This window comes from Bacillus sp. SDLI1 (assembly GCF_001553895.1).
In the GTDB taxonomy this organism is placed as follows: Bacteria; Bacillota; Bacilli; order Bacillales; family Bacillaceae; genus Bacillus; species Bacillus siamensis.
Genome location: NZ_CP013950.1, coordinates 2,892,491 through 2,914,930 on the forward strand (window position 1 = coordinate 2,892,491; position 22,440 = coordinate 2,914,930).

Annotated in this window: 22 protein-coding genes and 1 pseudogene; 19 read left to right on the forward strand and 4 right to left on the reverse strand. The window is 47.2% G+C overall.

The features are described from left to right. Positions 1 to 8 precede the first annotated feature (8 nt). Genes tpiA through eno form a run of 3 tightly spaced genes read left to right on the forward strand, consistent with a single transcriptional unit; the run spans position 9 to position 3,619 of the window. Positions 9 to 770, forward strand: coding sequence for a triose-phosphate isomerase (gene tpiA / locus AUL54_RS13980; RefSeq protein ID WP_003151618.1), 762 nt, complete (start codon positions 9 to 11; stop codon positions 768 to 770). Beyond that, a complete protein-coding gene (gene gpmI, locus AUL54_RS13985; protein WP_060964238.1) occupies positions 763 to 2,298 on the forward strand; it encodes a 2,3-bisphosphoglycerate-independent phosphoglycerate mutase in 1,536 nt (511 codons plus the stop codon). The genes tpiA and gpmI overlap by 8 nt, the downstream gene beginning before the upstream one ends. Positions 2,299 to 2,326: 28 nt before the next feature. Continuing rightward, complete coding sequence (eno, locus tag AUL54_RS13990) at positions 2,327 to 3,619, forward strand: phosphopyruvate hydratase (RefSeq protein WP_007409956.1); 1,293 nt, start codon at positions 2,327 to 2,329, stop codon at positions 3,617 to 3,619. 30 nt (positions 3,620 to 3,649) lie between these two features. Here eno and AUL54_RS13995 read toward each other — a convergent pair whose 3' ends face one another. Then, complete coding sequence (locus AUL54_RS13995; protein ID WP_060964239.1) at positions 3,650 to 4,111, reverse strand: GNAT family N-acetyltransferase; 462 nt, start codon at positions 4,109 to 4,111, stop codon at positions 3,650 to 3,652. A gap of 132 nt (positions 4,112 to 4,243) precedes the next feature. Here AUL54_RS13995 and AUL54_RS14000 point away from each other — a divergent pair, with 132 nt between their 5' ends. Beyond that, positions 4,244 to 6,022, forward strand: a complete 1,779-nt coding sequence (locus AUL54_RS14000) for a zinc ribbon domain-containing protein (RefSeq protein WP_060964240.1) — start codon at positions 4,244 to 4,246, stop codon at positions 6,020 to 6,022. Positions 6,023 to 6,062: 40 nt separating this feature from the next. On the opposite strand, the gene AUL54_RS14005 is transcribed toward AUL54_RS14000, so the two are convergent. After that, the gene (locus tag AUL54_RS14005) at positions 6,063 to 6,758 is read right to left on the reverse strand and encodes a zinc ribbon domain-containing protein (RefSeq protein WP_060964241.1); all 696 of its coding nucleotides are present in this window, start codon (positions 6,756 to 6,758) and stop codon (positions 6,063 to 6,065) included. 391 nt (positions 6,759 to 7,149) lie between these two features. Here AUL54_RS14005 and AUL54_RS14010 point away from each other — a divergent pair, with 391 nt between their 5' ends. Both AUL54_RS14010 and AUL54_RS14015 read left to right on the forward strand, forming a co-directional pair. Next, positions 7,150 to 8,502: an IS1182 family transposase gene (locus tag AUL54_RS14010; RefSeq protein ID WP_060963187.1), complete on the forward strand. Its 1,353-nt coding sequence runs from the start codon at positions 7,150 to 7,152 to the stop codon at positions 8,500 to 8,502. A gap of 246 nt (positions 8,503 to 8,748) precedes the next feature. Beyond that, on the forward strand, positions 8,749 to 9,381 hold the full coding sequence (locus AUL54_RS14015; RefSeq protein ID WP_060964242.1) for an NAAT family transporter: 633 nt from the start codon (positions 8,749 to 8,751) through the stop codon (positions 9,379 to 9,381). A 21-nt stretch (positions 9,382 to 9,402) separates the two neighbouring features. Here AUL54_RS14015 and AUL54_RS14020 read toward each other — a convergent pair whose 3' ends face one another. After that, complete coding sequence (locus tag AUL54_RS14020) at positions 9,403 to 9,960, reverse strand: GbsR/MarR family transcriptional regulator (protein ID WP_060964243.1); 558 nt, start codon at positions 9,958 to 9,960, stop codon at positions 9,403 to 9,405. A 260-nt stretch (positions 9,961 to 10,220) separates the two neighbouring features. Between AUL54_RS14020 and opuCA the strand changes: the two genes are divergently transcribed. From opuCA to opuCD, 4 genes are read left to right on the forward strand one after another with little or no spacing between them, the layout of a single operon-like run. Then, entirely contained in the window at positions 10,221 to 11,360 is a 1,140-nt protein-coding gene (gene opuCA / locus AUL54_RS14025) for an osmoprotectant ABC transporter ATP-binding protein OpuCA (protein ID WP_016937896.1), read from the forward strand. 20 nt (positions 11,361 to 11,380) lie between these two features. Beyond that, positions 11,381 to 12,034 (forward strand): ABC transporter permease, encoded by a 654-nt coding sequence (locus AUL54_RS14030; RefSeq protein ID WP_060964244.1) that lies wholly within the window; start codon positions 11,381 to 11,383, stop codon positions 12,032 to 12,034. A 37-nt stretch (positions 12,035 to 12,071) separates the two neighbouring features. Beyond that, a complete protein-coding gene (gene opuCC / locus AUL54_RS14035; RefSeq protein WP_060965105.1) occupies positions 12,072 to 12,965 on the forward strand; it encodes an osmoprotectant ABC transporter substrate-binding lipoprotein OpuCC in 894 nt (297 codons plus the stop codon). 17 nt (positions 12,966 to 12,982) lie between these two features. Continuing rightward, positions 12,983 to 13,657 (forward strand): glycine betaine/carnitine/choline/choline sulfate ABC transporter permease OpuCD, encoded by a 675-nt coding sequence (gene opuCD, locus AUL54_RS14040; protein WP_060964245.1) that lies wholly within the window; start codon positions 12,983 to 12,985, stop codon positions 13,655 to 13,657. Between the two features lie 32 nt (positions 13,658 to 13,689). On the opposite strand, the gene AUL54_RS14045 is transcribed toward opuCD, so the two are convergent. Beyond that, complete coding sequence (locus AUL54_RS14045; protein ID WP_003151660.1) at positions 13,690 to 14,223, reverse strand: GbsR/MarR family transcriptional regulator; 534 nt, start codon at positions 14,221 to 14,223, stop codon at positions 13,690 to 13,692. 285 nt (positions 14,224 to 14,508) lie between these two features. Here AUL54_RS14045 and AUL54_RS14050 point away from each other — a divergent pair, with 285 nt between their 5' ends. The 9 genes and pseudogenes from AUL54_RS14050 (at position 14,509) to AUL54_RS14090 (ending at position 22,360) form a co-directional block, all read left to right on the forward strand. Next, complete coding sequence (locus AUL54_RS14050) at positions 14,509 to 15,654, forward strand: betaine/proline/choline family ABC transporter ATP-binding protein (protein WP_060964246.1); 1,146 nt, start codon at positions 14,509 to 14,511, stop codon at positions 15,652 to 15,654. A 16-nt stretch (positions 15,655 to 15,670) separates the two neighbouring features. Further along, positions 15,671 to 16,329: pseudogene (locus AUL54_RS14055) on the forward strand (ABC transporter permease). A 62-nt stretch (positions 16,330 to 16,391) separates the two neighbouring features. Next, entirely contained in the window at positions 16,392 to 17,261 is an 870-nt protein-coding gene (locus AUL54_RS14060; RefSeq protein ID WP_201025266.1) for an osmoprotectant ABC transporter substrate-binding protein, read from the forward strand. An 18-nt stretch (positions 17,262 to 17,279) separates the two neighbouring features. After that, complete coding sequence (locus AUL54_RS14065) at positions 17,280 to 17,957, forward strand: ABC transporter permease (RefSeq protein ID WP_045925945.1); 678 nt, start codon at positions 17,280 to 17,282, stop codon at positions 17,955 to 17,957. A 110-nt stretch (positions 17,958 to 18,067) separates the two neighbouring features. Further along, positions 18,068 to 18,781: a lantibiotic protection ABC transporter ATP-binding protein gene (locus tag AUL54_RS14070; RefSeq protein WP_060964248.1), complete on the forward strand. Its 714-nt coding sequence runs from the start codon at positions 18,068 to 18,070 to the stop codon at positions 18,779 to 18,781. Continuing rightward, positions 18,778 to 19,512, forward strand: a complete 735-nt coding sequence (locus AUL54_RS14075; RefSeq protein ID WP_060964249.1) for a lantibiotic immunity ABC transporter MutE/EpiE family permease subunit — start codon at positions 18,778 to 18,780, stop codon at positions 19,510 to 19,512. The genes AUL54_RS14070 and AUL54_RS14075 overlap by 4 nt, the downstream gene beginning before the upstream one ends. Beyond that, a complete protein-coding gene (locus AUL54_RS14080; protein WP_060964250.1) occupies positions 19,509 to 20,282 on the forward strand; it encodes a lantibiotic immunity ABC transporter MutG family permease subunit in 774 nt (257 codons plus the stop codon). The genes AUL54_RS14075 and AUL54_RS14080 overlap by 4 nt, the downstream gene beginning before the upstream one ends. A gap of 21 nt (positions 20,283 to 20,303) precedes the next feature. Then, positions 20,304 to 20,966 carry a response regulator transcription factor gene (locus AUL54_RS14085; protein ID WP_016937907.1) on the forward strand — a complete coding sequence of 221 codons (663 nt, stop codon included), beginning with the start codon at positions 20,304 to 20,306 and terminating at the stop codon, positions 20,964 to 20,966. Continuing rightward, positions 20,957 to 22,360: a sensor histidine kinase gene (locus AUL54_RS14090; RefSeq protein ID WP_060964251.1), complete on the forward strand. Its 1,404-nt coding sequence runs from the start codon at positions 20,957 to 20,959 to the stop codon at positions 22,358 to 22,360. The genes AUL54_RS14085 and AUL54_RS14090 overlap by 10 nt, the downstream gene beginning before the upstream one ends. Positions 22,361 to 22,440 lie beyond the last annotated feature (80 nt).

Sequence of the window (22,440 nt, forward strand, 5' to 3'; positions counted from 1 at the left end):
TGGAACAGATGAGAAAACCAATTATAGCCGGTAACTGGAAAATGAACAAAACACTCGGCGAGGCTGTCAGCTTCGTTGAAGAAGTGAAATCTTCCATTCCAGCAGCAGACAAAGCGGAAGCCGTTGTTTGCGCACCAGCACTTTTCTTAGAAAAGCTGACTTCTGCTGTTAAAGGAACTGACTTAAAAGTCGGCGCCCAAAACATGCATTTTGAAGAAAACGGTGCGTTCACAGGCGAAATCAGCCCGGTCGCTCTGAAAGACCTTGGCGTGGATTACTGCGTCATCGGCCACTCTGAGCGCCGTGAAATGTTCGCTGAAACAGATGAAACTGTTAACAAAAAAGCGCATGCCGCTTTCAAACACGGCATTGTGCCGATCATTTGCGTAGGTGAAACGCTTGAAGAGCGCGAAGCCGGAAAAACAAATGATCTTGTTGCCGATCAAGTGAAAAAAGGTCTTGCGGGTCTTTCTGAAGAGCAAGTTGCTGCTTCCGTTATTGCGTACGAGCCAATCTGGGCAATCGGAACAGGCAAATCTTCTACAGCGAAAGACGCTAACGACGTCTGCGCGCATATCCGTAAAGTCGTTGCTGAAAGCTTCAGCCAGGAAACTGCTGACAAGCTCCGCATTCAATACGGCGGCAGCGTAAAACCTGCAAATATTAAAGAATATATGGCAGAGTCCGATATTGACGGTGCTTTGGTCGGCGGCGCAAGCCTTGAACCGCAGTCATTCGTTCAATTATTGGAGGAAGGTCAATATGAGTAAAAAACCAGCTGCACTCATCATTCTTGATGGGTTCGGATTACGCAATGAAACAGTCGGAAACGCAGTCGCACAAGCGAAAAAACCGAATTTCGACCGTTATTGGAACCAATACCCTCATCAGACGCTGACGGCATCAGGCGAAGCAGTCGGACTGCCTGAAGGACAGATGGGGAACTCTGAGGTCGGACATTTGAATATCGGCGCAGGACGTATTGTGTACCAAAGCTTAACACGCGTGAACGTTGCCATCCGCGAAGGCGAATTCGAACGCAATCAAACGTTCCTTGACGCCATCAAAAACGCGAAAGACAACGGCAAAGCGCTGCACCTGTTCGGTCTTCTTTCTGACGGGGGCGTACACAGTCACATCAATCATTTATTCGCGCTGCTCAAGCTTGCGAAAAGTGAAGGGCTGACGAAGGTGTATATCCACGGTTTCCTCGACGGCCGCGATGTAGGTCCGCAAACGGCGAAAACTTACATTCAGCAGCTGAATGAGCAGATCGAAGAAATCGGCGTCGGCGAAATCGCCAGCATTTCCGGACGCTACTACTCTATGGACCGCGACAAACGCTGGGATCGTGTAGAAAAAGCGTACCGCGCAATGGCTTACGGTGAAGGCCCGTCTTACCGCAGCGCGATGGATGTCGTCGACGATTCTTATGCGAACGGCATTCATGATGAATTCGTCATTCCGTCCGTCATCACAAAAGAAAACGGTGAACCCGTTGCGAAAATTCATGACGGCGATTCTGTGATTTTCTATAATTTCAGACCTGACCGCGCCATCCAGATTTCGAACACGTTTACCAACAAAGATTTCCGCGATTTCGACCGCGGTGAACATCATCCGAAAAACCTGTATTTCGTCTGCCTGACTCACTTCAGTGAATCTGTTGACGGATATGTGGCTTTTAAACCGGTAAACCTTGACAATACGGTTGGTGAAGTATTAGCACAGCACGGGTTAAAACAGCTTCGCATTGCAGAAACTGAAAAGTATCCGCACGTTACGTTCTTTATGAGCGGCGGCCGCGAAGAAGAATTCCCGGGCGAAGAGCGCATCCTCATTAACTCGCCGAAGGTCGCGACATATGACCTGAAGCCTGAAATGAGTGCGTATGAAGTGAAGGATGCTCTTGTAAAAGAAATCGCGGCTGACAAGCATGACGCGATCATCCTGAACTTTGCAAACCCTGACATGGTCGGCCACTCCGGAATGGTCGAACCGACGATTAAAGCAATTGAAGCAGTGGACGAGTGCTTAGGCGAAGTGGTTGACGCCATCATTGCCAAAGGCGGGCATGCCATCATTACCGCTGATCACGGTAATGCAGACATTCTGATTACAGAATCAGGCGAACCGCACACTGCCCATACGACAAACCCAGTCCCTGTCATTGTGACGAAAGAAGGCGTGACGCTGCGCGAAGGCGGAATCCTAGGCGACCTCGCACCAACGTTATTAGACCTTCTCGGTGTTGAAAAACCGAAAGAAATGACAGGAACATCTTTAATTCAAAAATAAGCGTAAATCAAAAGGAGAGACAAAACACATGCCATACATTGTTGATGTTTATGCACGCGAAGTCCTTGACTCCCGCGGCAACCCGACAGTTGAAGTTGAAGTATATACAGAAACAGGAGCTTTCGGCCGCGCATTAGTGCCAAGCGGAGCTTCTACAGGCGAATACGAAGCAGTTGAGCTTCGTGACGGCGACAAAGACCGTTATCTTGGAAAAGGCGTGTTAACTGCTGTTAACAACGTAAACGAAATCATTTCTCCAGAGCTTCTCGGCTTTGACGTAACAGAACAAAACGCAATCGATCAGCTTTTAATCGAGCTTGACGGAACTGAAAACAAAGGCAAACTCGGTGCGAACGCAATCCTTGGCGTATCTATGGCTTGTGCGCGCGCAGCTGCTGATTTCTTACAGATCCCTCTTTATCAGTACCTTGGAGGCTTCAACTCAAAAACGCTTCCTGTACCGATGATGAACATCGTAAACGGCGGAGAGCATGCTGACAACAACGTAGACATTCAAGAATTCATGATTATGCCTGTAGGCGCGCCTAACTTCCGTGAAGCGCTTCGCATGGGCGCTCAAATCTTCCACAGCCTGAAATCAGTTCTTTCTGCTAAAGGCATGAACACAGCTGTAGGTGACGAAGGCGGATTCGCTCCGAACCTTGGTTCTAACGAAGAAGCGCTTCAAACAATCGTTGAAGCAATCGAAAAAGCCGGCTTCAAACCTGGCGAAGAAGTGAAACTTGCTATGGATGCTGCATCTTCTGAGTTCTACAACAAAGAAGACGGCAAATACCATCTGTCTGGCGAAGGCGTTGTGAAAACATCTGCTGAAATGGTTGACTGGTATGAAGAAATGGTTTCTAAATATCCAATCATCTCTATCGAAGACGGACTTGACGAAAACGACTGGGAAGGCCACAAGCTTCTTACTGAGCGTCTTGGCAAAAAAGTTCAGCTTGTCGGTGACGACCTCTTCGTTACAAACACGAAAAAACTTGCTGAAGGTATTAAAAACGGCGTAGGCAACTCTATCCTGATCAAAGTAAACCAAATCGGTACATTGACTGAAACATTCGATGCGATCGAAATGGCGAAACGCGCAGGCTACACTGCTGTTATCTCTCACCGTTCTGGTGAAACTGAAGACAGCACAATCGCTGACATCGCTGTGGCAACGAACGCAGGACAAATCAAAACAGGTGCTCCGTCTCGTACGGACCGTGTTGCGAAATACAACCAGCTTCTTCGCATCGAAGATCAGTTGGCTGAAACTGCTCAATACCACGGTATCAACTCTTTCTATAACTTGAATAAGTAATCGAAAAAACCTCCCCTTGGGGAGGTTTTTTTATATGTCTGCATAAAGCCTTACCATATCGCGGCACTGTATCCCGTTTTCGAAAATCTCCTCTTCATAATGCCTGATGAAAAAATCATGGTCGATGGCTTGGAGTCTGAAGCCGCATTTTTGGTAAAGGGCAAGCTGGCCTATACTGGAGTTGCCCGTTCCGATTTCAATAGTCGCTGCTCCCATTTGTTTTGCCTTATTCATGGCTTCTTCTATGAGCCTTCTCCCGATGCCGTTATTCTGCATTGATTCGTTTACCGCAATATTGACGATTTCCACCGTTTTTGGTCTTGTTTTTAAAAGGACGTAAACCCCTGCAAGCTCGTCTGACGTCCAAGCCGTATAGCATTCGCCTCTGGCAAGATAATCATCGACAATTTCCCTTGACGGATCGGCCAGCAGCAATAATTCATACAGCGCTTCATCCCGCTCTGCCGCTTTTCGGATGCTCAGTTTTTGCATGTCCGTTTCTCCTCCTTCATTGTGATCAGCAGCTATTTTTTCAAAATAACTCCAAAATCATTCTACTTTATTATAAAATATGAAACATAGGAAAAGTTATACAAGTTTTGCAGATTGAATAGGGGGAAAGTCATGTTTTTTTGTAAATATTGCGGCCGACAGAATAATGAAGAGGCGCATTTCTGTAAAGAATGCGGAAAGCCGATCGGGAAAGGAAGCCGGCTGGAGCGGCAGGCGGCTGAATCCGCATCACAGCCGAGAAAACCGATCCCTAAAAAAACGCTCTTCCTATGGGGAGGCATCGCCGCAGCGCTGATCTTATTGATTGCCGCATATAAAACCGGAGCCTGGCTGACATCTGAAAAAAGGCTCACGGATCAATTCGAACAGGCGGTTCATGACGGGGATACGAAAAAGCTCGCAGCCCTTCTCACCTCTTCAGACAAAAAAATGAAGCTGAATGAGACCAATGTCAAACCGCTCCTTGCATACGCAAAGAAACACGGTGAACTGCTGGAATCGCTTCGCAGCAATTCATCTGAAAAAGATGCGGTATACGTCAAAAAAGAGGGAAAAACCCTTCTCTTGTTCGACCATTATGAACTGAAAGTCGATCCGGTTTATTTCCGCATCACAAGTAATTATAAAGGCGCCGATCTTTATATCAACAGCGAGAAAACCGGTACGGTCAAAAAAGCCGATGAAGCCCAAACATTCGGTCCGTATGCACCCGGTGTCTATACGGCGGAAGCCAAGCTTCAAAATGACACGGTTGACGTTGTCAAAAAACAAGAGGAGGAGGCGGCCGGCAGCCGGAATGTTGAGTTTGACCTGCCGTTAGACGCCGAGGATGTGACGTTCACTCCGGCAGACAGCTTCAAAAACGCGAAAGGCGATCTGCTGATAAACGGCAAGTCCGTCCATAAAGACCCTTTTAAGTCCGTTACATACGGTCCGCTCTTAACTGACGGCTCCATGACAGCCGCCGTGGAGGCTGATTTTCCTTGGGGGGAAACAAAAACTGCCGATGTTCCGATCAATGGCACTGACATGGAACTAACGCTAATTCCCGATCAAGATACACAAAAAACAATCATGGACACGATTGTCAAAACAACGAAGCAGTATACAAAAGCCATGGCAGACGGTGATACTGATCAAATGACCGAGGCTGGTTCAGCGTGGAAGGAGCAGACGAAAGAAGTGGTTTCCGGCATGAAGAGTTCCGGCACTTTTTTGAAGGATCAGTATAAAGAGACAAGCTTTGATCTGGACTCATTTGCGATTTCACAAGAGAACGGCCGCTGGCAAGTAACTGTTACAGGTAAAGAGCTTCATGAGTCTGCTTATTTCGACAGGAATACGAATCCAGATATGGAAGAGGCTGAACCGAGCTTTCATTATGTACTGTCATATGATCCAAAGCATAAAAAATGGGTTTTTGAAAAAGCTGATCCAGCCTCAGATTCTTCTGGGGCAAATGTGAAAAAAATAAAAAACGACCAGCCGAAAACCTACACATCCGCATGGGCGTCATCCAAAGGAAAGGCAGCTTCAGGCAGCCTCACGAATGAACAAGTCACATCGTTTATGGTTGATTACCTGACAAACCAATCAAGCGCCGTCAGCCTGAACAATTTCGCCATCATGGCGGGCAATTTGGAAGAGGGAAGCCCTTTGTATGCTGATCAGCAAAAACTGGTTAAAAAACTATACGGCGAGGGAACGACAGAAGTATTTAATGAAGTGAATGTCAAAAGCTTTTCGCAGAACGGCTCCCATCTGACGATTCATACGTATGAGGAGTTTTATATTACGAAAGCCGGCGGCAGTCCGAAGCTCAGAACATACAATTGGACGTATGGCGGCGTTGTGAAAGACGGAAGAATTTATTTAACATCCATTCAATAAAAAAATCCCCGCGCCAACCAGGCGGCGGGGGTTTTCGTTTTTAAAAGAAAAAATAATTCATAAGTTCTTTTGTGTAATGCTTGATCGTGAATTGAAACGTTATGCAAATGATGAAATAGATGACGATAACAGCATAAGTGATATCCGCTTTAGCCGTGAGCTGGTGCTGGTAGCTCGCCAGCATGAGCGGAGGTACGGCAAACGCCGCTCCTAATAGACCGACAGCCAGGATGGTAAAGCAAACGGTTGTGTGCATCAGCATAAAAATGAGTGCAAGAAGCAAAATAGCCGTAAACGGAATCAAAAACGCCCCGAATCTGGACAGCGAATCTTTAAATGACACCTGCGCGCCGCCGGCCTTCAACGCGATAAAAATCAAGAGATACAGGCAGAATACACATATGGCAAAGGTAAGCGCCGGTTTGATCACAACCGCGGTAAAACTGACGTCACGAAAGCCGTCTGATAAGAGAATATACATCATAATCGGCGTCACCAGACAGAAAAGCACCATGTTGATTATGCTGCTGACAAGCTGTTCACCGCCTGTCGTTTTGCATGTCTGATACGGTTTCTTTAACACATTAAGCACGAATAAGGCAAATTGCTTTGAAGCCTGTTTAGCAGCAGCGCCGGCCTGCATTTGGCTTGAACCGGTCTGGTTGGGCTGGGGCGCACCGCACTTTTCACAAAACTTTCCGCCATCTGTATGATGGCCGCATTGAGGACAATACATTCTAAAACTCCTTTTACATGTAATATAGGGATTTTGTTCAATATTTACATTATAAAAGAAAATAGGACGGATGTAACGGAGATTTCTAAAGATATACAATTCACTTTCTCTATTATTTGATAATAGAGAAAAAGTACCCATTATGGTAGAATTTTTAACGAGAGTATTGATTCAGGGTGATAGAGGAAATTAACAGATGCTAAAAAAATTAAAAATGCTTTATCGGCTGTTGAAATTCGGAAAAGGCTTATGGAGATAGCAAACAGAAAAAAACCGCCCTTACAGGACGGTCAGGCTGTCGAGAAAATCTCGACAGCCTTTATTTTTCCTTAAAATATCCATTCTCCTGTATTAAAATAAAAGAAAGACTAAAAAGGACGGTGTCTTTCTCATGTTCCACACAAGAAACTCTTCTCAAAACACAGCCGAATTTGTTTTGCTTGACCAACTCGTCGAAGAAGATCATCTGCTTCGAAAAATTGATAAACACATAGACTTCTCTTTTATCATTGAAAAGGTTAAGCCTTACTACAGCGAAAACAAAGGCCGCCCTTCACTCGATCCGCTGATTTTATTCAAAATGATGTTTATCGGCTACCTCTACGGTATCCGTTCAGAAAGACAGCTCGAAAAAGAAATTTACTACAATATGGCATACAGATGGTTTCTCGGATTGAACATAAATGATCCAGTTCCGCATCACTCCACCATCAGCTGGAACAGACGCACACGCTTTAAAGATACAACCATCTTCCAAGACATCTTTGATGAGATCGTTCTTCAGGCCATCAATCATGACATGGTGGGCGGACGTGTCCTATTCACTGATTCAACTCATCTGAAAGCCAATGCCAACAAGCATAAATACACAAGAAAAACAATTGCGCAGGATACCCAAAACTATATCAAGGATTTAAATGAAGCCATACAAGAGGATCGGGAGGAACACGGAAAAAAGCCGTTAAAAGTCAAAGAGGAGGTGAAAGCTGAAAAAGAGATCCGCCACAGTACAACTGATCCGGAAAGTGGATATATGTATCGTGAAAATAAACCGGAGGGTTTCTTTTATTTAGATCACCGAACAACGGATATGAAACATAACATTATCACCGACGCCTATGTCACGCCCGGAAATGTCCATGATTCTGTACCTTATCTTGACCGATTGGATCACCAAATCGCACGATTTGATTTTGATGTAGAAGCCGTCGCTCTTGATTCTGGTTATTTAACGACCCCGATCTGTAAAGGATTAGCTGACCGCCATATTTTTGGCGTTATTGCCTATAGACGATATCACCCTGCCAGAGGCTTGTTTCCAAAATGGAAATTTCATTATGACAGTGAACAAGATAGATACATTTGTCCAAATCACCAAACACTTACATACTCAACAACTGACCGAAAAGGCTACCGGTCATATAAATCAAATCCTGAAATCTGTTCCGCATGCCCATTGCTTGCACAATGCACAAAATCAAAGAACCGCCAAAAGGTCATCACCCGGCATGTATGGGAGGACCATAAAGAAAGGGTCAGACAAAATCGCTTGTCTGTTTCAGGAAAAAACCTCTACAAAAAAAGAAAAGAAAAAATAGAGCGAAGCTTTGCAGATTCAAAACAGCTGCATGGGCTTCGCTATTGCAGGTTGAGGGGAAAGCGGAATGTGAGCGAGCAAGTCCTCCTCACAGCCGCATGCCAGAATATGAAGAAGATTGCCACATACCTAGCCAAACAAGGCTAGGCATGTGGGAGCTCTTTTTCTGCATCTGAAACCTGATGAATATCTAAAGAAACTGTATAAAACAAAAAAGCTTGTAGAAAAAACATCGTTTTCTCTACAAGCTGACCGCCCTTACAGGACGGTTTTTTTCTGTTTCCGGATCGGCAGGCTGAGGTTACAAGAAGCAGGCACCGGGGTAAAAATCATGCATAAGAAACAGCGGAAAACAAAACATAAATCACAACGGCAAGTCATAAGGAGGTACGCATGTTTTCATTTATCATTCATGTCTTCATTTCCCTGTTTGCAGTGTCCAACCCCATCGGAAACGTGCCGATTTTTCTTTCACTGACAGAGGGCTACCCGGAGAAAGAACGGACAGCGATCGCACGCAAGGCGTCCGTGCTGTCGTTTATCATCTTGGCGGCATTTTTAATCTTCGGCCATCTGATCTTTAAACTGTTTGACATTAATATTCATGCCTTGCGTATCGCGGGCGGCATTTTTATTTTCGGCATCGCTTATAATCTTTTGAACGCGAAACAATCACATGTGCAGTCCCTTCATCATGAAGAGAAAGGGGAAAGCAAGGAGAAAGCGGATATTTCCGTGACGCCTCTGTCGATCCCGATTATCGCCGGTCCCGGAACGATTGCGACGGTAATGAGTCTGTCGGCCGGACACGGCGGCATCTTTCATTACATCAGCGTGCTGATCGGTATTGCGGCCGTCATCGCGATGACGTTCATCTTCTTTCACTATTCTTCTTTCATCAGCAATAGGCTCGGGAAAACCGAAATGAACGTGATTACCCGGCTGATGGGTTTGATTTTGGCGGTAGTGGCGATCGGCATGATCGGCGCCGGTCTGAAAGGCATGTTCCCGATATTGGTATCCTGATTTAAAAAAAGCAGCGCCCGGTTATCTGCGGGCGCTGCTTTTTTCTATTTTCGGCACATGCTGAAACACTTCTTCACTCTCAAAAAATTCTATCAAACGGCTCAGCCAGTCATAATAATGGAGCCAGTCCGTCAGTTCGTCCAAAAGCTGACGGGCTTTTTCTTCAATTTCGGGACTGAGGTTTTCCGATTCCAGAAGCTCAGTCAGCTCACGGTTCAGCTTCTTATACAGCATTTTATTTTTGCTGACCGCCTTTGTCCAATTTGCCGTAAACAGGGAGATGAACGTCTGGTAATAATCACGCTCCACGTCGTAAAGGTCTTTCCGAACGCCTTTTTCAAACACTTTTTTAGCCAGATTGGCATCGGTCATCTCGCGGACCACCTGGCTCATCCTCGTTTTGCTCATGCCGGTCGCCTCTGACAGCTCATTTAACGTCATCGGCTTTCGGTTCATATAAATAATACCGAGCACACGCCCCAGTGTGGCCGGCATTCCGAATGTATGCATATTCTCGGCGATTCTCTCAATGAGATGCTCTTCAGCTTGACCGATGATATCAAGAGCGTTTTTTTCCACGGCTGATCATCCCTTCACTGGCTTTTCATGCTGACAATATATCATATTTTTTACAGTTGTTGAAAAAGATGATGCGGCAGGATATGCGAGCTATCCGGAGCGATTGTAAGAACGTCCCCGTTGTCAGCGGGATAACATCAAATAATACGTATATTATATGTAATTTCAACACATTGTAAACTTTTTATTTTATAAACTTCATCTTATAATAAAGATTATACTTTTCAGAAAAATAACGGAATCCTTCGGAGGTGCACGGATTGCTGAGATTAGAAAATGTATCAAAAATCTATAAAGGCGGAAAAAAAGCCGTCAACAGCATTGATTTAAATATCGAAAAAGGCGAGTTTATTTGTTTTATCGGGCCGAGCGGCTGCGGAAAAACAACGACGATGAAAATGATTAACAGACTGATTGAGCCGTCATCAGGAAAGATTTTTATCGATGGCGAAAATATCATGGAGCAGGACCCCGTGGAGCTGAGACGGAAAATCGGCTACGTCATTCAGCAGATCGGACTTTTCCCCCACATGACCATTCAGCAGAACATTTCCCTCGTGCCGAAACTGCTGAAATGGCCGGAACAAAAGCGGAAGGAACGGGCGCGGGAGCTTTTGAAGCTCGTCGATATGGGCCCGGAATATTTAGACCGCTATCCTCATGAGCTGAGCGGCGGACAGCAGCAGAGAATCGGCGTGCTGCGCGCCCTGGCAGCGGAACCTCCCCTTATTCTCATGGATGAACCGTTCGGAGCGCTTGATCCGATTACGCGTGATTCGCTTCAGGAAGAATTCAAAAAACTGCAAAGAACACTGAATAAAACGATTGTGTTTGTAACCCACGACATGGATGAAGCCATTAAGCTGGCTGACCGGATCGTCATTTTAAAAGCGGGAGAGATCGTTCAGGCCGGCACTCCTGATGACATCCTCCGAAATCCGGCTAATGAGTTTGTCGAAGAATTTATCGGCAAAGAACGGTTATTGCAATCAAGACCTGACATTGAACGCGTCGAGCAGATGATGAACAAAAAGCCTGTCACCGTTACGGCGGACAAAACGCTTTCGCAGGCGATACAGGTGATGCGGGAGCACCGTGTCGATTCCCTGCTTGTCGTTGATGACCTGAATGTGCTGCAAGGATATGTGGATGTCGAAATCATTGATCAGAACCGGAAAAAAGCGAGCCTCGTCGGCGACGTGCTCCGCTCTGATCTGTATACGGTCGAACAGGGGACGCTGCTCCGCGATACCGTACGCAAAATTTTAAAGCGCGGAATGAAATACGTACCCGTCGTTGATGAACAAAGGCATTTGGTCGGGATTGTCACGAGAGCGAGCCTTGTCGACATCGTTTACGATTCAATCTGGGGCGAGGAAGACCAGCTGGTGACAGGCTGACAAGGGGAGGAACGCTTACAATGAATGAAATGATCAAGTTTTTGCAGACGAACGGCGGAGAGCTGTTATATAAAACGTGGGAGCATTTATATATTTCAATCATCGCCGTCATATTAGGCATTCTCGTCGCCGTTCCGCTCGGAGTGGCGCTGGCGAGAATGAAAAAGGGCGCAGGCGCCGTCATCGGCGCCGTCAACATTGTGCAGACCTTGCCGAGCCTCGCGATACTGGCATTCTTTATCCCGCTGTTAGGGGTGGGAAAGCTGCCGGCGATCGTCGCGCTGTTTTTCTATTCAGTGCTGCCGATTCTCCGGAACACGTACACCGGCATTCAAGGCGTAAACAAAAATCTGCTGGAATCGGGAAAAGGCATCGGGATGACGGTCTGGGAGCAGATCAGGCTTGTGGAACTGCCGCTTGCGGTTCCGGTGATCATGGCGGGCATCCGCACATCCACCATTTATCTGATCGGCTGGGCGACGCTTGCTTCTTTTATCGGGGGCGGCGGGCTCGGAGACTATATTTTTATCGGCCTGAACCTCTATCAGCCTGAATATATTATCGGCGGCGCCGTGCCTGTCACCATTTTAGCCATTATCATTGATTATCTGCTAGCGGCGACGGAACGGAAGGTGACGCCGAAAGGGCTGAAAGGACTGAAGGAAGTATCATAAGGAGTTGGCTGTTTTGAAAAGAAACCTAAAGAGATGGATGTGCGCGCTGGCGCTGTCGGCTGCTCTGCTTGTAGGCGGCTGTTCCCTTCCCGGGCTGAGCGGGGCTTCCGATGATACGATTAAAATCGGGGCGCAAAGCATGACGGAATCAGAAATTATCGCCAATATGCTCGCACAGATGATTGAGCACAATACAGATTTGAATACGGCATTAATTAAAAACCTCGGATCAAACTATGTCCAGCAGCAGGCGATGCTCGGCGGTGAAATCGATATCGCCGCGACGCGCTACTCGGGAACTGACTTAACGAGCACCCTCGGCATGGAAGCGGAAAAAGATCCGAAAAAAGCATTATCCATCGTGCAGAAAGAATTTGAGAAACGCTTCCATTACAAATGGTTTGATTCTTACGGGTTTGAAAACACATACGCTTTTACCGTCACGAAAGAGCTTGCGGAAAAAGACCATTTAGACAAAGTATCAGATATTAAGAAGTATGCGGATCAATTTAAGCTCGGTGTAGATAATGCGTGGCTGAAACGAAAAGGCGACGGCTATAAGGGCTTCACCGATACGTACGGCTTTGAATTCGGCACAACCTATCCGATGCAGATCGGACTTGTATACGATGCCGTGAAAAACGGGAAAATGGATGCCGTCCTCGCTTATTCAACGGACGGACGGATTAAAGCATACGATCTGAAAATTTTAAAAGACGACAAGCAGTTTTTCCCGCCGTATGACTGTTCACCGGTCATCCCCGACAGCGTGCTGAAACAGCATCCGGAACTGAAAGGCATTGTGAATAAACTGATCGGCAAAATTGATACGCAAACGATGCAGGAATTGAATTACGAGGTGGACGGCAAGCTGAAAGAACCGTCCGTCGTCGCTAAAGAATTTTTGGAGAAACATCATTATTTTGAATAAGAAATGAGGTGGGGCAAATGGAAGTGCTGCAGCAGCTCGGCACTTATTATTCTCAAAACGGCGCCTATGTGCTTCAGGAGTTTTACCGCCATTTTCTCATGTCGGTATACGGCGTTTTATTTGCGGCGATCGTTGGGATTCCGCTCGGCATCTTCATTGCCAGATACAGAACATTAAGCGGCTGGGTATTCGCGGTGACAAACGTGATTCAGACCGTGCCGGCGCTTGCGATGCTCGCGGTGCTGATGCTTGTCATGGGGCTCGGCGCCAATACGGTGATTTTGTCGCTGTTTTTATATTCGCTTCTTCCGATCATCCGGAATACGTACACGGGAATCGCCAGCATTGAACATGCTTATCTTGAATCGGGAAAAGCGATGGGCATGACCAAATTTCAAGTGCTTCGCATGGTGGAATTGCCGCTTGCGCTCTCCGTCATTATGGCGGGGCTGCGGACGGCGCTCGTCATCGCAATCGGCATTACGGCAATCGGTACGTTTGTCGGCGCCGGCGGACTCGGTGACATTATTGTCAGGGGCTCAAACGCCACGAACGGAACCGCGATTATTTTAGCCGGCGCTATCCCGACAGCGCTGATGGCCGTTATCGCAGATCTTGTGATGGCGTGGCTGGAGCGGGCGCTGAGTCCGGGGAGAAAGAAAAAACGATCCAAAGCGCCAAATGCGGCATGAAAAAAACGCCTTGCGGGTCAGGGCGTTTTTTCTTATGGCTTCGGAACATGCTTGAAAATTTCTTCGCTTTCGAAAAACTCGATCAGGCGGCTGATCCAATTGTAGTAATCAAGCCAATCCTTTAATTCTTTCAGCAGTTCATTGATTTTTTCCTCAGCTTCCTCCGGCACGCCGTTTTCAAGAACGGCCGTCAGTTCGCGGTTCAGCTTTTTATGCATCATCTTATTTTTGCTGACGACCTTGCTCCATGTGGCCGTAAACAGCGTAATAAAGGTTTGGTAATAATCCTGCTCGACGTCGTATAAATCTTTGCGGACGCCTTTTTCAAACACTTTTTCCGCCAGATTGACGTCAAGCATTTCACGGACGGCCTGGCTCATTCTCGTTTTGCTCATGCCGGTCGCTTCTGATAATTCAGTTAAGGTCATCGGCTTGCGGTTCATATAAATAATGCCTAAAATGCGTCCCACCGTCGCGGGCATCCCGAATGTATGCATATTTTCAGCGATTCGTTCTATTAAATGATCTTCGGCTTGTTCGATTACGTGTAACGGATCTTTCTCCAACAGTTTCAATCCTTTCAGTCAGCAATTCCGATGTCAATATACCATATTTTTAAACCGGCGGAAATGCTCTTCCGAGAGAATTTGGCAGTAATTCGGAGCAATAAGAAGAACTTTGCCGGTCAATACGGGTAAATCAGTGCTTACACAACCTTTATATATAATATGGACAAATTGTAAACTTTTTTATTTATAAAGTTTAATTTATAATGGGAAACATTCAATTGTCTGAAAAGTTAAATACAAATTTAACGAATTGAATAAACTTAATCATGGAGGTGTGAGTGTTTGCTGACATTAGAAAATGTCTCGAAAACGTATAAAGGCGGAAAAAAAGCCGTCAACAGCATCAACCTGAATATCGCTAAGGGCGAATTTATTTGTTTTATCGGACCGAGCGGCTGCGGGAAAACGACGACGATGAAAATGATCAACCGCTTAATTGAACCGACGGAAGGCAGAATCCTGATAGAGGGCCGAAACATTATGGAACAAGACCCGGTGGAACTCAGAAGAAGCATCGGCTATGTCATTCAGCAGATCGGGCTGTTTCCGCATATGACCATTCAGCAGAACATTACCCTCGTTCCGAAACTTTTAAAACATCCTGCAAAAGAACGGAAGGAACGGGCGCGGGAGCTTTTAAAGCTCGTTGATATGGGGCCTGAATATTTAGACCGTTACCCTCATGAACTGAGCGGAGGACAGCAGCAGCGAATAGGTGTATTACGGGCACTTGCCGCAGAGCCGCCGCTTATCTTAATGGATGAACCGTTCGGGGCGCTTGACCCGATTACGAGGGATTCCCTTCAGGAAGAATTTAAAAAACTGCAAAAAACCTTACATAAAACCATCGTATTTGTTACCCATGATATGGACGAAGCCATCAAACTTGCGGACAGAATCGTCATTCTGAAAGCGGGAGAAATCGTCCAAGCCGGAACGCCTGATGACATTCTCAGATTTCCGGCGAATGAATTTGTCGAGGAGTTTATCGGCAAAGAACGGCTGATTCAATCATCCAGCCCTGATATTAAACGGGTGGAGCAGATCATGAATTCCGCTCCTGTGACGGTAACACCTGAGAAAACGTTGTCAGCCGCCATTCAGCTGATGCGCGCCGAGCGGGTGGATTCGCTGCTCGTCATCGATGAGAAGAATATTCTCCAAGGTTATGTCGATGTGGAAATGATTGACCGCAAACGAAGACAGGCGGCAACCGTCGCGGAAGTGCTTGAGCGCGATCTATACACGGTCAGAAGCGGCACCCTGCTTCGCGACGCCGTCCATAAAATTTTAAAAAGAGGCATGAAATTTGTGCCCGTCATTGATGAAGCCGGCCGTTTAACGGGAATCGTGACAAGGGCAAGCCTCGTTGACATCGTCTATGACTCCATTTGGGGAGAAGAGAAAGAGCTCGCGGTGATGTCATGAGGAGGCTTCAATTGATATGAATCAGACCATGCAATTTTTACAGACAAACGGTGCGGAACTGCTTTATAAAACATGGGAGCACTTGTACATCTCATTAATCGCCGTCATGGCGGGCATTCTCGCCGCCGTTCCGCTCCGCTCGGCGTCCTGCTCACGAGGATGAAAAGAGGCGCCGGCACAGTCATCGGCATCGTCAATATCATTCAAACTTTGCCGAGCCTTGCCATTCTCGCATTTTTCATTCCGCTTTTAGGCGTGGGAAAGGTCCCGGCCATTGCGGCGCTGTTTTTTTATTCCGTGCTGCCGATTCTCAGAAACACATATACGGGCATCCTCGGCGTCAACCGGCATCTTCTTGAATCGGGAAAAGGGATCGGCATGACCGCATGGGAGCAGATCAGGCTTGTAGAGCTCCCGCTTGCCGCCCCGGTCATCATGGCGGGCATCCGGACGTCTTCGATTTATTTGATCGGCTGGGCGACGCTTGCCTCCTTTATCGGCGGAGGCGGACTGGGGGATTACATTTTTATCGGCTTGAACCTTTATCAGCCGGAGTATATTATCGCCGGCGCCGTTCCGGTCACGATGTTAGCGGCCGCCGTCGACTGCATGCTCGGGATGACAGAACGGAAAGTCACGCCTGACGGGCTGAAAGACATAAAAAACGCTTCATAAGGAGGAGGTCTCTCGTGGGGAATAGATGCAAAAAACGGCTGCTCGCATTCGCCTGTATCGGCATGCTGCTCCTTGGCGGCTGTTCGCTTCCGGGATTGAGCGCTGCATCGGAGGATACCATCAAAATCGGCGCGCAAAGCATGACCGAATCAGAAATCATCGCGAGCATGCTCGGACAGATGATTGAACATCACAGCGATTTGAAAACAACCGTTATTAAAAATCTCGGCTCCAACGCCGTACAGCAGCAATCCTTGATCAACGGTGATATTGATATCGCCGCGACGCGCTATACGGGGGACGCGCTGACGGGCACGCTTCGCATGGAGCCGAAAAAAGACCCGGACAAAGCGCTGCGGCTCGTTCAGCGTGAATTTCAAAACAGATATGACATGAAATGGTTTGATTCTTACGGCTTTGATAATACATACGTCTTTACCGTTTCCGGACAGCTTGCCCGCAAATACCATTTAGAAACGGTATCCGATGTCAAAAAAGAAGCGTCTCATCTGAAATTCGGCGTTGATAACTATTGGATGAAGCTCAGAGGCAACGGATATCAGGATTTTATGAACACATACGGAATGTCATTTGAAGGCACGTATCCGATGCAGATCGGCCTCGTTTACGACGCGCTGAAAAGCAGAAAGATGGATATCGCGCTCGCTTATTCCACCGACGGAAGAATCATTGCTTACGGACTGAAAACACTGAAGGATGATAAGCGGTTCTTTCCTCCGTACGACTGTTCACCCGTCGTTCCGAAACGTGTATTAAACGAGCATCCTGAGCTGGAAGGCGTGATCAATCAAATGATCGGCGCGATTGATACAAAGATGATGCAGAAAATGAATTACGAAGTCGACGGCCAATTAAAAGAGCCTTCCGTCGTGGCAAAGGAATTTTTAGAAAAGCATCATTACTTTGAATAACGGAAAGGAGATATGCGGATGGACACGCTGAAAGAGCTGTTTACGTATTACGCTCAAAACGGCAGCTATGTTCTGTATGAGTGCTGGCGGCATTTTCTCATGTCGGCGTACGGCGTCGTTTTCGCCGCCGTTTTCGCCATTCCGGCCGGCATTGTGACAGCGAGGCACGGGCGTCTTTCAAGCTGGGTGTTTGCTGTGGCGAACGTGATTCAAACCGTTCCGGCGCTTGCGATGCTCGCCGTCCTGATGCTTGTCATGGGACTTGGCGCCAATACGGTCATCACGGCTTTGTTTCTGTATTCACTGCTGCCGATTCTCAGGAATACGCACACGGGCATTATTAATATTGAGCACGCTTATCTTGAGTCGGGAAAAGCGATGGGCATGACGAAATATCAAGTGCTTCGCATGGTGGAGCTGCCGCTTGCGCTTTCCGTCATTATGGCGGGTCTTCGAACGGCGCTCGTCATTGCGATCGGCATCACGGCAATCGGCACCTTCGTCGGCGCAGGCGGCCTCGGGGATATGATCGTCAGAGGCTCGAACGCGACAAACGGAACCGCCATTATTCTTTCGGGCGCCATTCCGACCGCGCTGATGGCGGTAGCCGCAGACCTGCTGATGGCGTGGCTGGAACGAGCCCTCAGCCCTGTGAAAAAACAAAAAAGAAAGCTGATCGTACGCTCAGCCTCATAAAAAAAAGCATTCTTCCGCGTGAAGAATGCTTTTTTTGATTTCTTGATTAAATTTTGATAACTGCGCTGTAAAGTCTTACATATCAAATAACAAAGCAGAGGGGTAATCATATGAGCAACATCTTAGAAACGAGACAGCTGCAAAAATCATTCGGCAGACAACAGGCAGTGGCTGATGTGTCTCTATCGGTTAAGCGCAACAGTATATACGGCCTGCTCGGTCCGAACGGCGCCGGAAAATCAACGACTCTTAAAATATTGACCGGCATCTTGCAGCAAACATCCGGCGAGGTTTTGTTCGACGGGCATCCATGGAAGCGCGAAGATTTGAAAAAGATCAGTTCCCTGATTGAAGCGCCGCCGCTTTACAGCAACCTGACAGCCGCTGAAAATCTGAAAGTCCGCTGCGTGATGCTCGGGCTTCCTGATTCAAGAATTGCGGAGGTGCTGGAAATCACGGGATTAACGGGAACCGGAAAAAAGCGCGCCAGCCAATTTTCCATGGGAATGAAACAGCGTCTCGGCATTGCGTTGGCATTAGTCAACCGTCCGTCGCTCTTAATTCTTGACGAGCCGACAAACGGATTGGACCCGATGGGGATTCAGGATTTGCGGGAATTTATCCGCTCCCTGCCCGGACAGGGAATGACGGTGATTTTATCAAGCCACCTGTTATCTGAAGTCGAGCAGATCGCAGACCATATCGGAATCATCAGTGACGGTGTTTTGGGATATCAAGGAGAAATCAGCCGGGAAGACGATCTGGAGCAGCTGTTTCTGGAGGTAGTCAAATCAACACGGGAGAAAGCGGGGACAGGAAAATGATTCAGTACATGCAGGCGGAACACCTTACATCTAAAAGAACATTTATCAGAAAGCTGATCATTCTGATTCCGCTTCTGAACACAGCTTTTTCTTTTCTGCTGAATACGGCCTATTTTATGACGGGCACGTTCAATTGGTGGGCGGTTATTTTTATGCCGCTCATGATTGCTCTAATGTGCGGTTTATCTGTTAAAAAAGAGAAAAAATCTGCGAACGACCGCGCGGTGTACTCATTGCCGGCAGACTTAAAAAGCATATGGCTCTCAAAAATAAGCTTGATCGCGCTGTATTCACTTCTGTCGCAAATCGTCTTTTTCATCATCATATTTTTACTAGGCCTTGTTTTTCCGGGAATTGCTGCGCTGCAGCTGAAAGGCGTTGAAGCAGGCTCCCTTTTATGGCTGACGACGCTTTGGGAAATCCCATTGTGCTTATGGATTGCCAGACAGTTCGGGTTTACGGCAGTTATTCTCGTGAATATGATCGCCGCCTTTGTTTTGGGTATTGTGCCGGCGTCCGGTTCATTGTGGTGGCTGAGTCCATGGAGCTGGTCAGTCCGGGTGATGTCACCGATTCTCGGGATCCATCCGAACGGAATTCCGCTTCCCGCAGACAGCGGCTTATTAAACGGAAATGTGATCTTTCCGGCTATTATTCTTTCTATCCTTTCTTTTATCGCAATAAGTTTGATTTCCGCCGTGCCTTTTGCAAAAGGGGGAAACCGGTCATGACCGTGCTTTTACGATATATGTGGGCCGATGTATTAAAAATGAAGCGCACGCCGTTCATATGGATGCATGTTGCAGCGCCGGCCGTATGCGCGGGATTTTTCCTGTTATATATGATGTATGGAAGGATTCAGGAGCCTTATGTGCTGTACAGCGTCTTCTTCAACGTGATTGCCGTTTTATACCCTTTAATCATCAGTATTGTCTGCGGCATGTCTGCCTCCGTCGAGGAACAGGCGGGTTATTTTCAGATGATGCTGGCGGTTCCGCATTCGAAAATCGTCAGTTTTGCGGGCAAGCTGCTTCTATTGCTGCTGTTGAATGTGTTATCGATAGGTCTTGCCATCTGTCTTTATTTGGCGGGGATGAAATGTATTCTTCACATCAATGACCTTCCGTACTTTCTCTTTTTAAAGGGAGGGGCGTGGCTGATTGCCGGCAGTATTCCGCTTTATATGATGTCTTTTTTTGTCGGTATAAAGTACGGCATGGGACCGTCCGGGCTTTTAGGGGGAGCGGGTTTATTAATGGCGGCGCTGATGAATACAGGATTGGGCGATGTCATCTGGCGTTTTTTCCCGTGGGCATGGAGCGTGCGGCTGTCGGGCCTTGCAGGACTGCTGCATTTTGACAAAGTCAAAAAAGAGTTCCTCCCATATGTGAGATACGATATGAGATTCGGAGAAATAATGTTATATTTTTCTATAGTGATATTATGTCTGGCCGGCCTCCATTGGTGCAGAAGATGGGAAGGGCGGCGTTCATATGAATAAAGGCAAGGAGCGATTCGGCCGGTGGCAAACATTTTAGCGGTAGATGATGAAAAAGATATTCTCGTTCTGATCAGAAACATTTTACAGCGTGATCAGCATACAGTAACGATTCTGGAAAAAGCGGAAGATCAGTCATTGGATTTTTTTCAAGGCTATGATTTGATTCTTCTTGATGTCATGATGCCCGGAACCGACGGGATTGAACTCTGCCGGAGGATTCGGCCGCTGGTGGACAGCCCGATCCTGTTTTTAACGGCAAAATCTGACGAAGAATCCATTGTGAAAGGCCTCATGACAGGCGCTGATGATTACATCACAAAGCCGTTCGGCGTACAGGAATTGATGGCAAGGGTAAACGCGCATGTCAGAAGGGAACAGCGGGAAAAGCGTCAGACAAAACGTCTGATATCAGGCTTCATGTTTGATTTTGACAATAAAGAAGTATGGTTTGATGACCGGAAGCTGCCTCTTACGAAAAACGAATATAAAATCGTAGAATTTCTGGCACAGCATAAAAACAGAACATTCTCACGGGAGCAGATTTACGAGGAAGTGTACGGCTTGGACGGCGATGCGCTCTATTCAACCATTACGGAGTTTATCAGAACCATCCGGAAAAAATGTAAAGAACACGGGGCTGATCCGATCAAAACGGTGTGGGGTGTCGGATACAAATGGGAATAGCAAAAGGAAAATCCAGCATCCGCAAAGAGCTTGTCAAATTTACCATCACGCTGTGTCTGAGCACGATGGGGGTGGCGGCATTATGCGTCGCCTTAAATGCCATTGCCCTGAATGCCGGAGCGATCCTGCCGGCAAATTACAGCGAGCATGAGGCGGAACAGATCAAGCCCCGCCTGAAATCGGCGGAAAAGATAACAGAAGACATGATCCCCGACGGTATGACATACGCCGTTTTTGATAAAAAAACAAAGCGGATGACGAAAGGAACGATGACGGAAAAAGACGCGGCCAACGCCAGAAAAAAGATCCAGCACCAGCCGTATTTTAATTATGCTCAAAAAGGTTTCATGGTGGTTGATCGGAAAAATGAATACGGCGTTCTTCAATATTCACTCAGGTCGGAATTTCAGTCGCCGCTGCTAAGGCGCTATCTGCCGAATTATGAATGGACGGGTCTTGCGGTTCTGATCACTTTGCTTCTTTTAACCGTGTTTATCGTGACGACGCGATTCGCCAATCAGCTGAGACGGCATTTCAGCACACTCAGCTCCATTACGGCAAGCATTCAAAAACAGAATTTAAATATCAATCCAAAAAGGCCGCGCATCAAGGAATTTGACGATGTCATTGACTCTCTGCTGAAAATGAAAGACGCGCTTCAGGCATCTCTGGCGGCGCAATGGGAGGCGGAGCGGATAAAGAAGGAACAGATCGGCGCGCTTGCGCATGATATTAAAATTCCGGCAACGATCATTAAAGGAAATGCCGAGCTGCTTCAGTTAACAGAACCAGATGAGGAGCAGACGGAATACACGCAGTATATCCTTGATGCCGGAAACAAAATCGAGCAATATGTCGGGCAGCTGATTCAGCTTTCTAAAGCGGAGGAGGCAGTTGCCGTTCATCTGGAGTATACCGATCTCAAAGAGTGGGCTCAAAACATATATCGTGACGCGGCGGCGCTTGCGGGGCCGAAACAGATTGACCTCGTCCTCAGTGAGCGGGGCATTGACCGAAAAGAAGCGCCGATTGATCAAGAACTGCTCCGCAGGGCGGTTATGAATATCGCGGCGAATGCCGTCGACTATACGCCGGAAAGAGGAGAAATCCGTGTGGACGTCCTATGCACCGATACCGCACTCAGTATTGCCGTATCCGACAGCGGAAGCGGGTTCTCGCAGGAAGCGCTGAAAAGGGCGACACAGCTTTTTTACACGGAGGATAAAAGCAGACATTCGGCGGGGCATCACGGCATGGGGCTTACATTCGCCCATCATGTCGTACATCTTCACCACGGCGAATTAATACTTGAAAATCAAGAGTCTGGAGGAGCCCGTGCGGAAATCCGAATTCCGCTGGAAGGTATCAGACAAAAACAAGCCCTGCAGGCATGAGGGCTTGTTTTCCTGTTTAAGAAAGGCAAAATGAAAAACGGCTGTCCGTTTGAGAGATCAGCCGCTTATGCGGAAAAGCG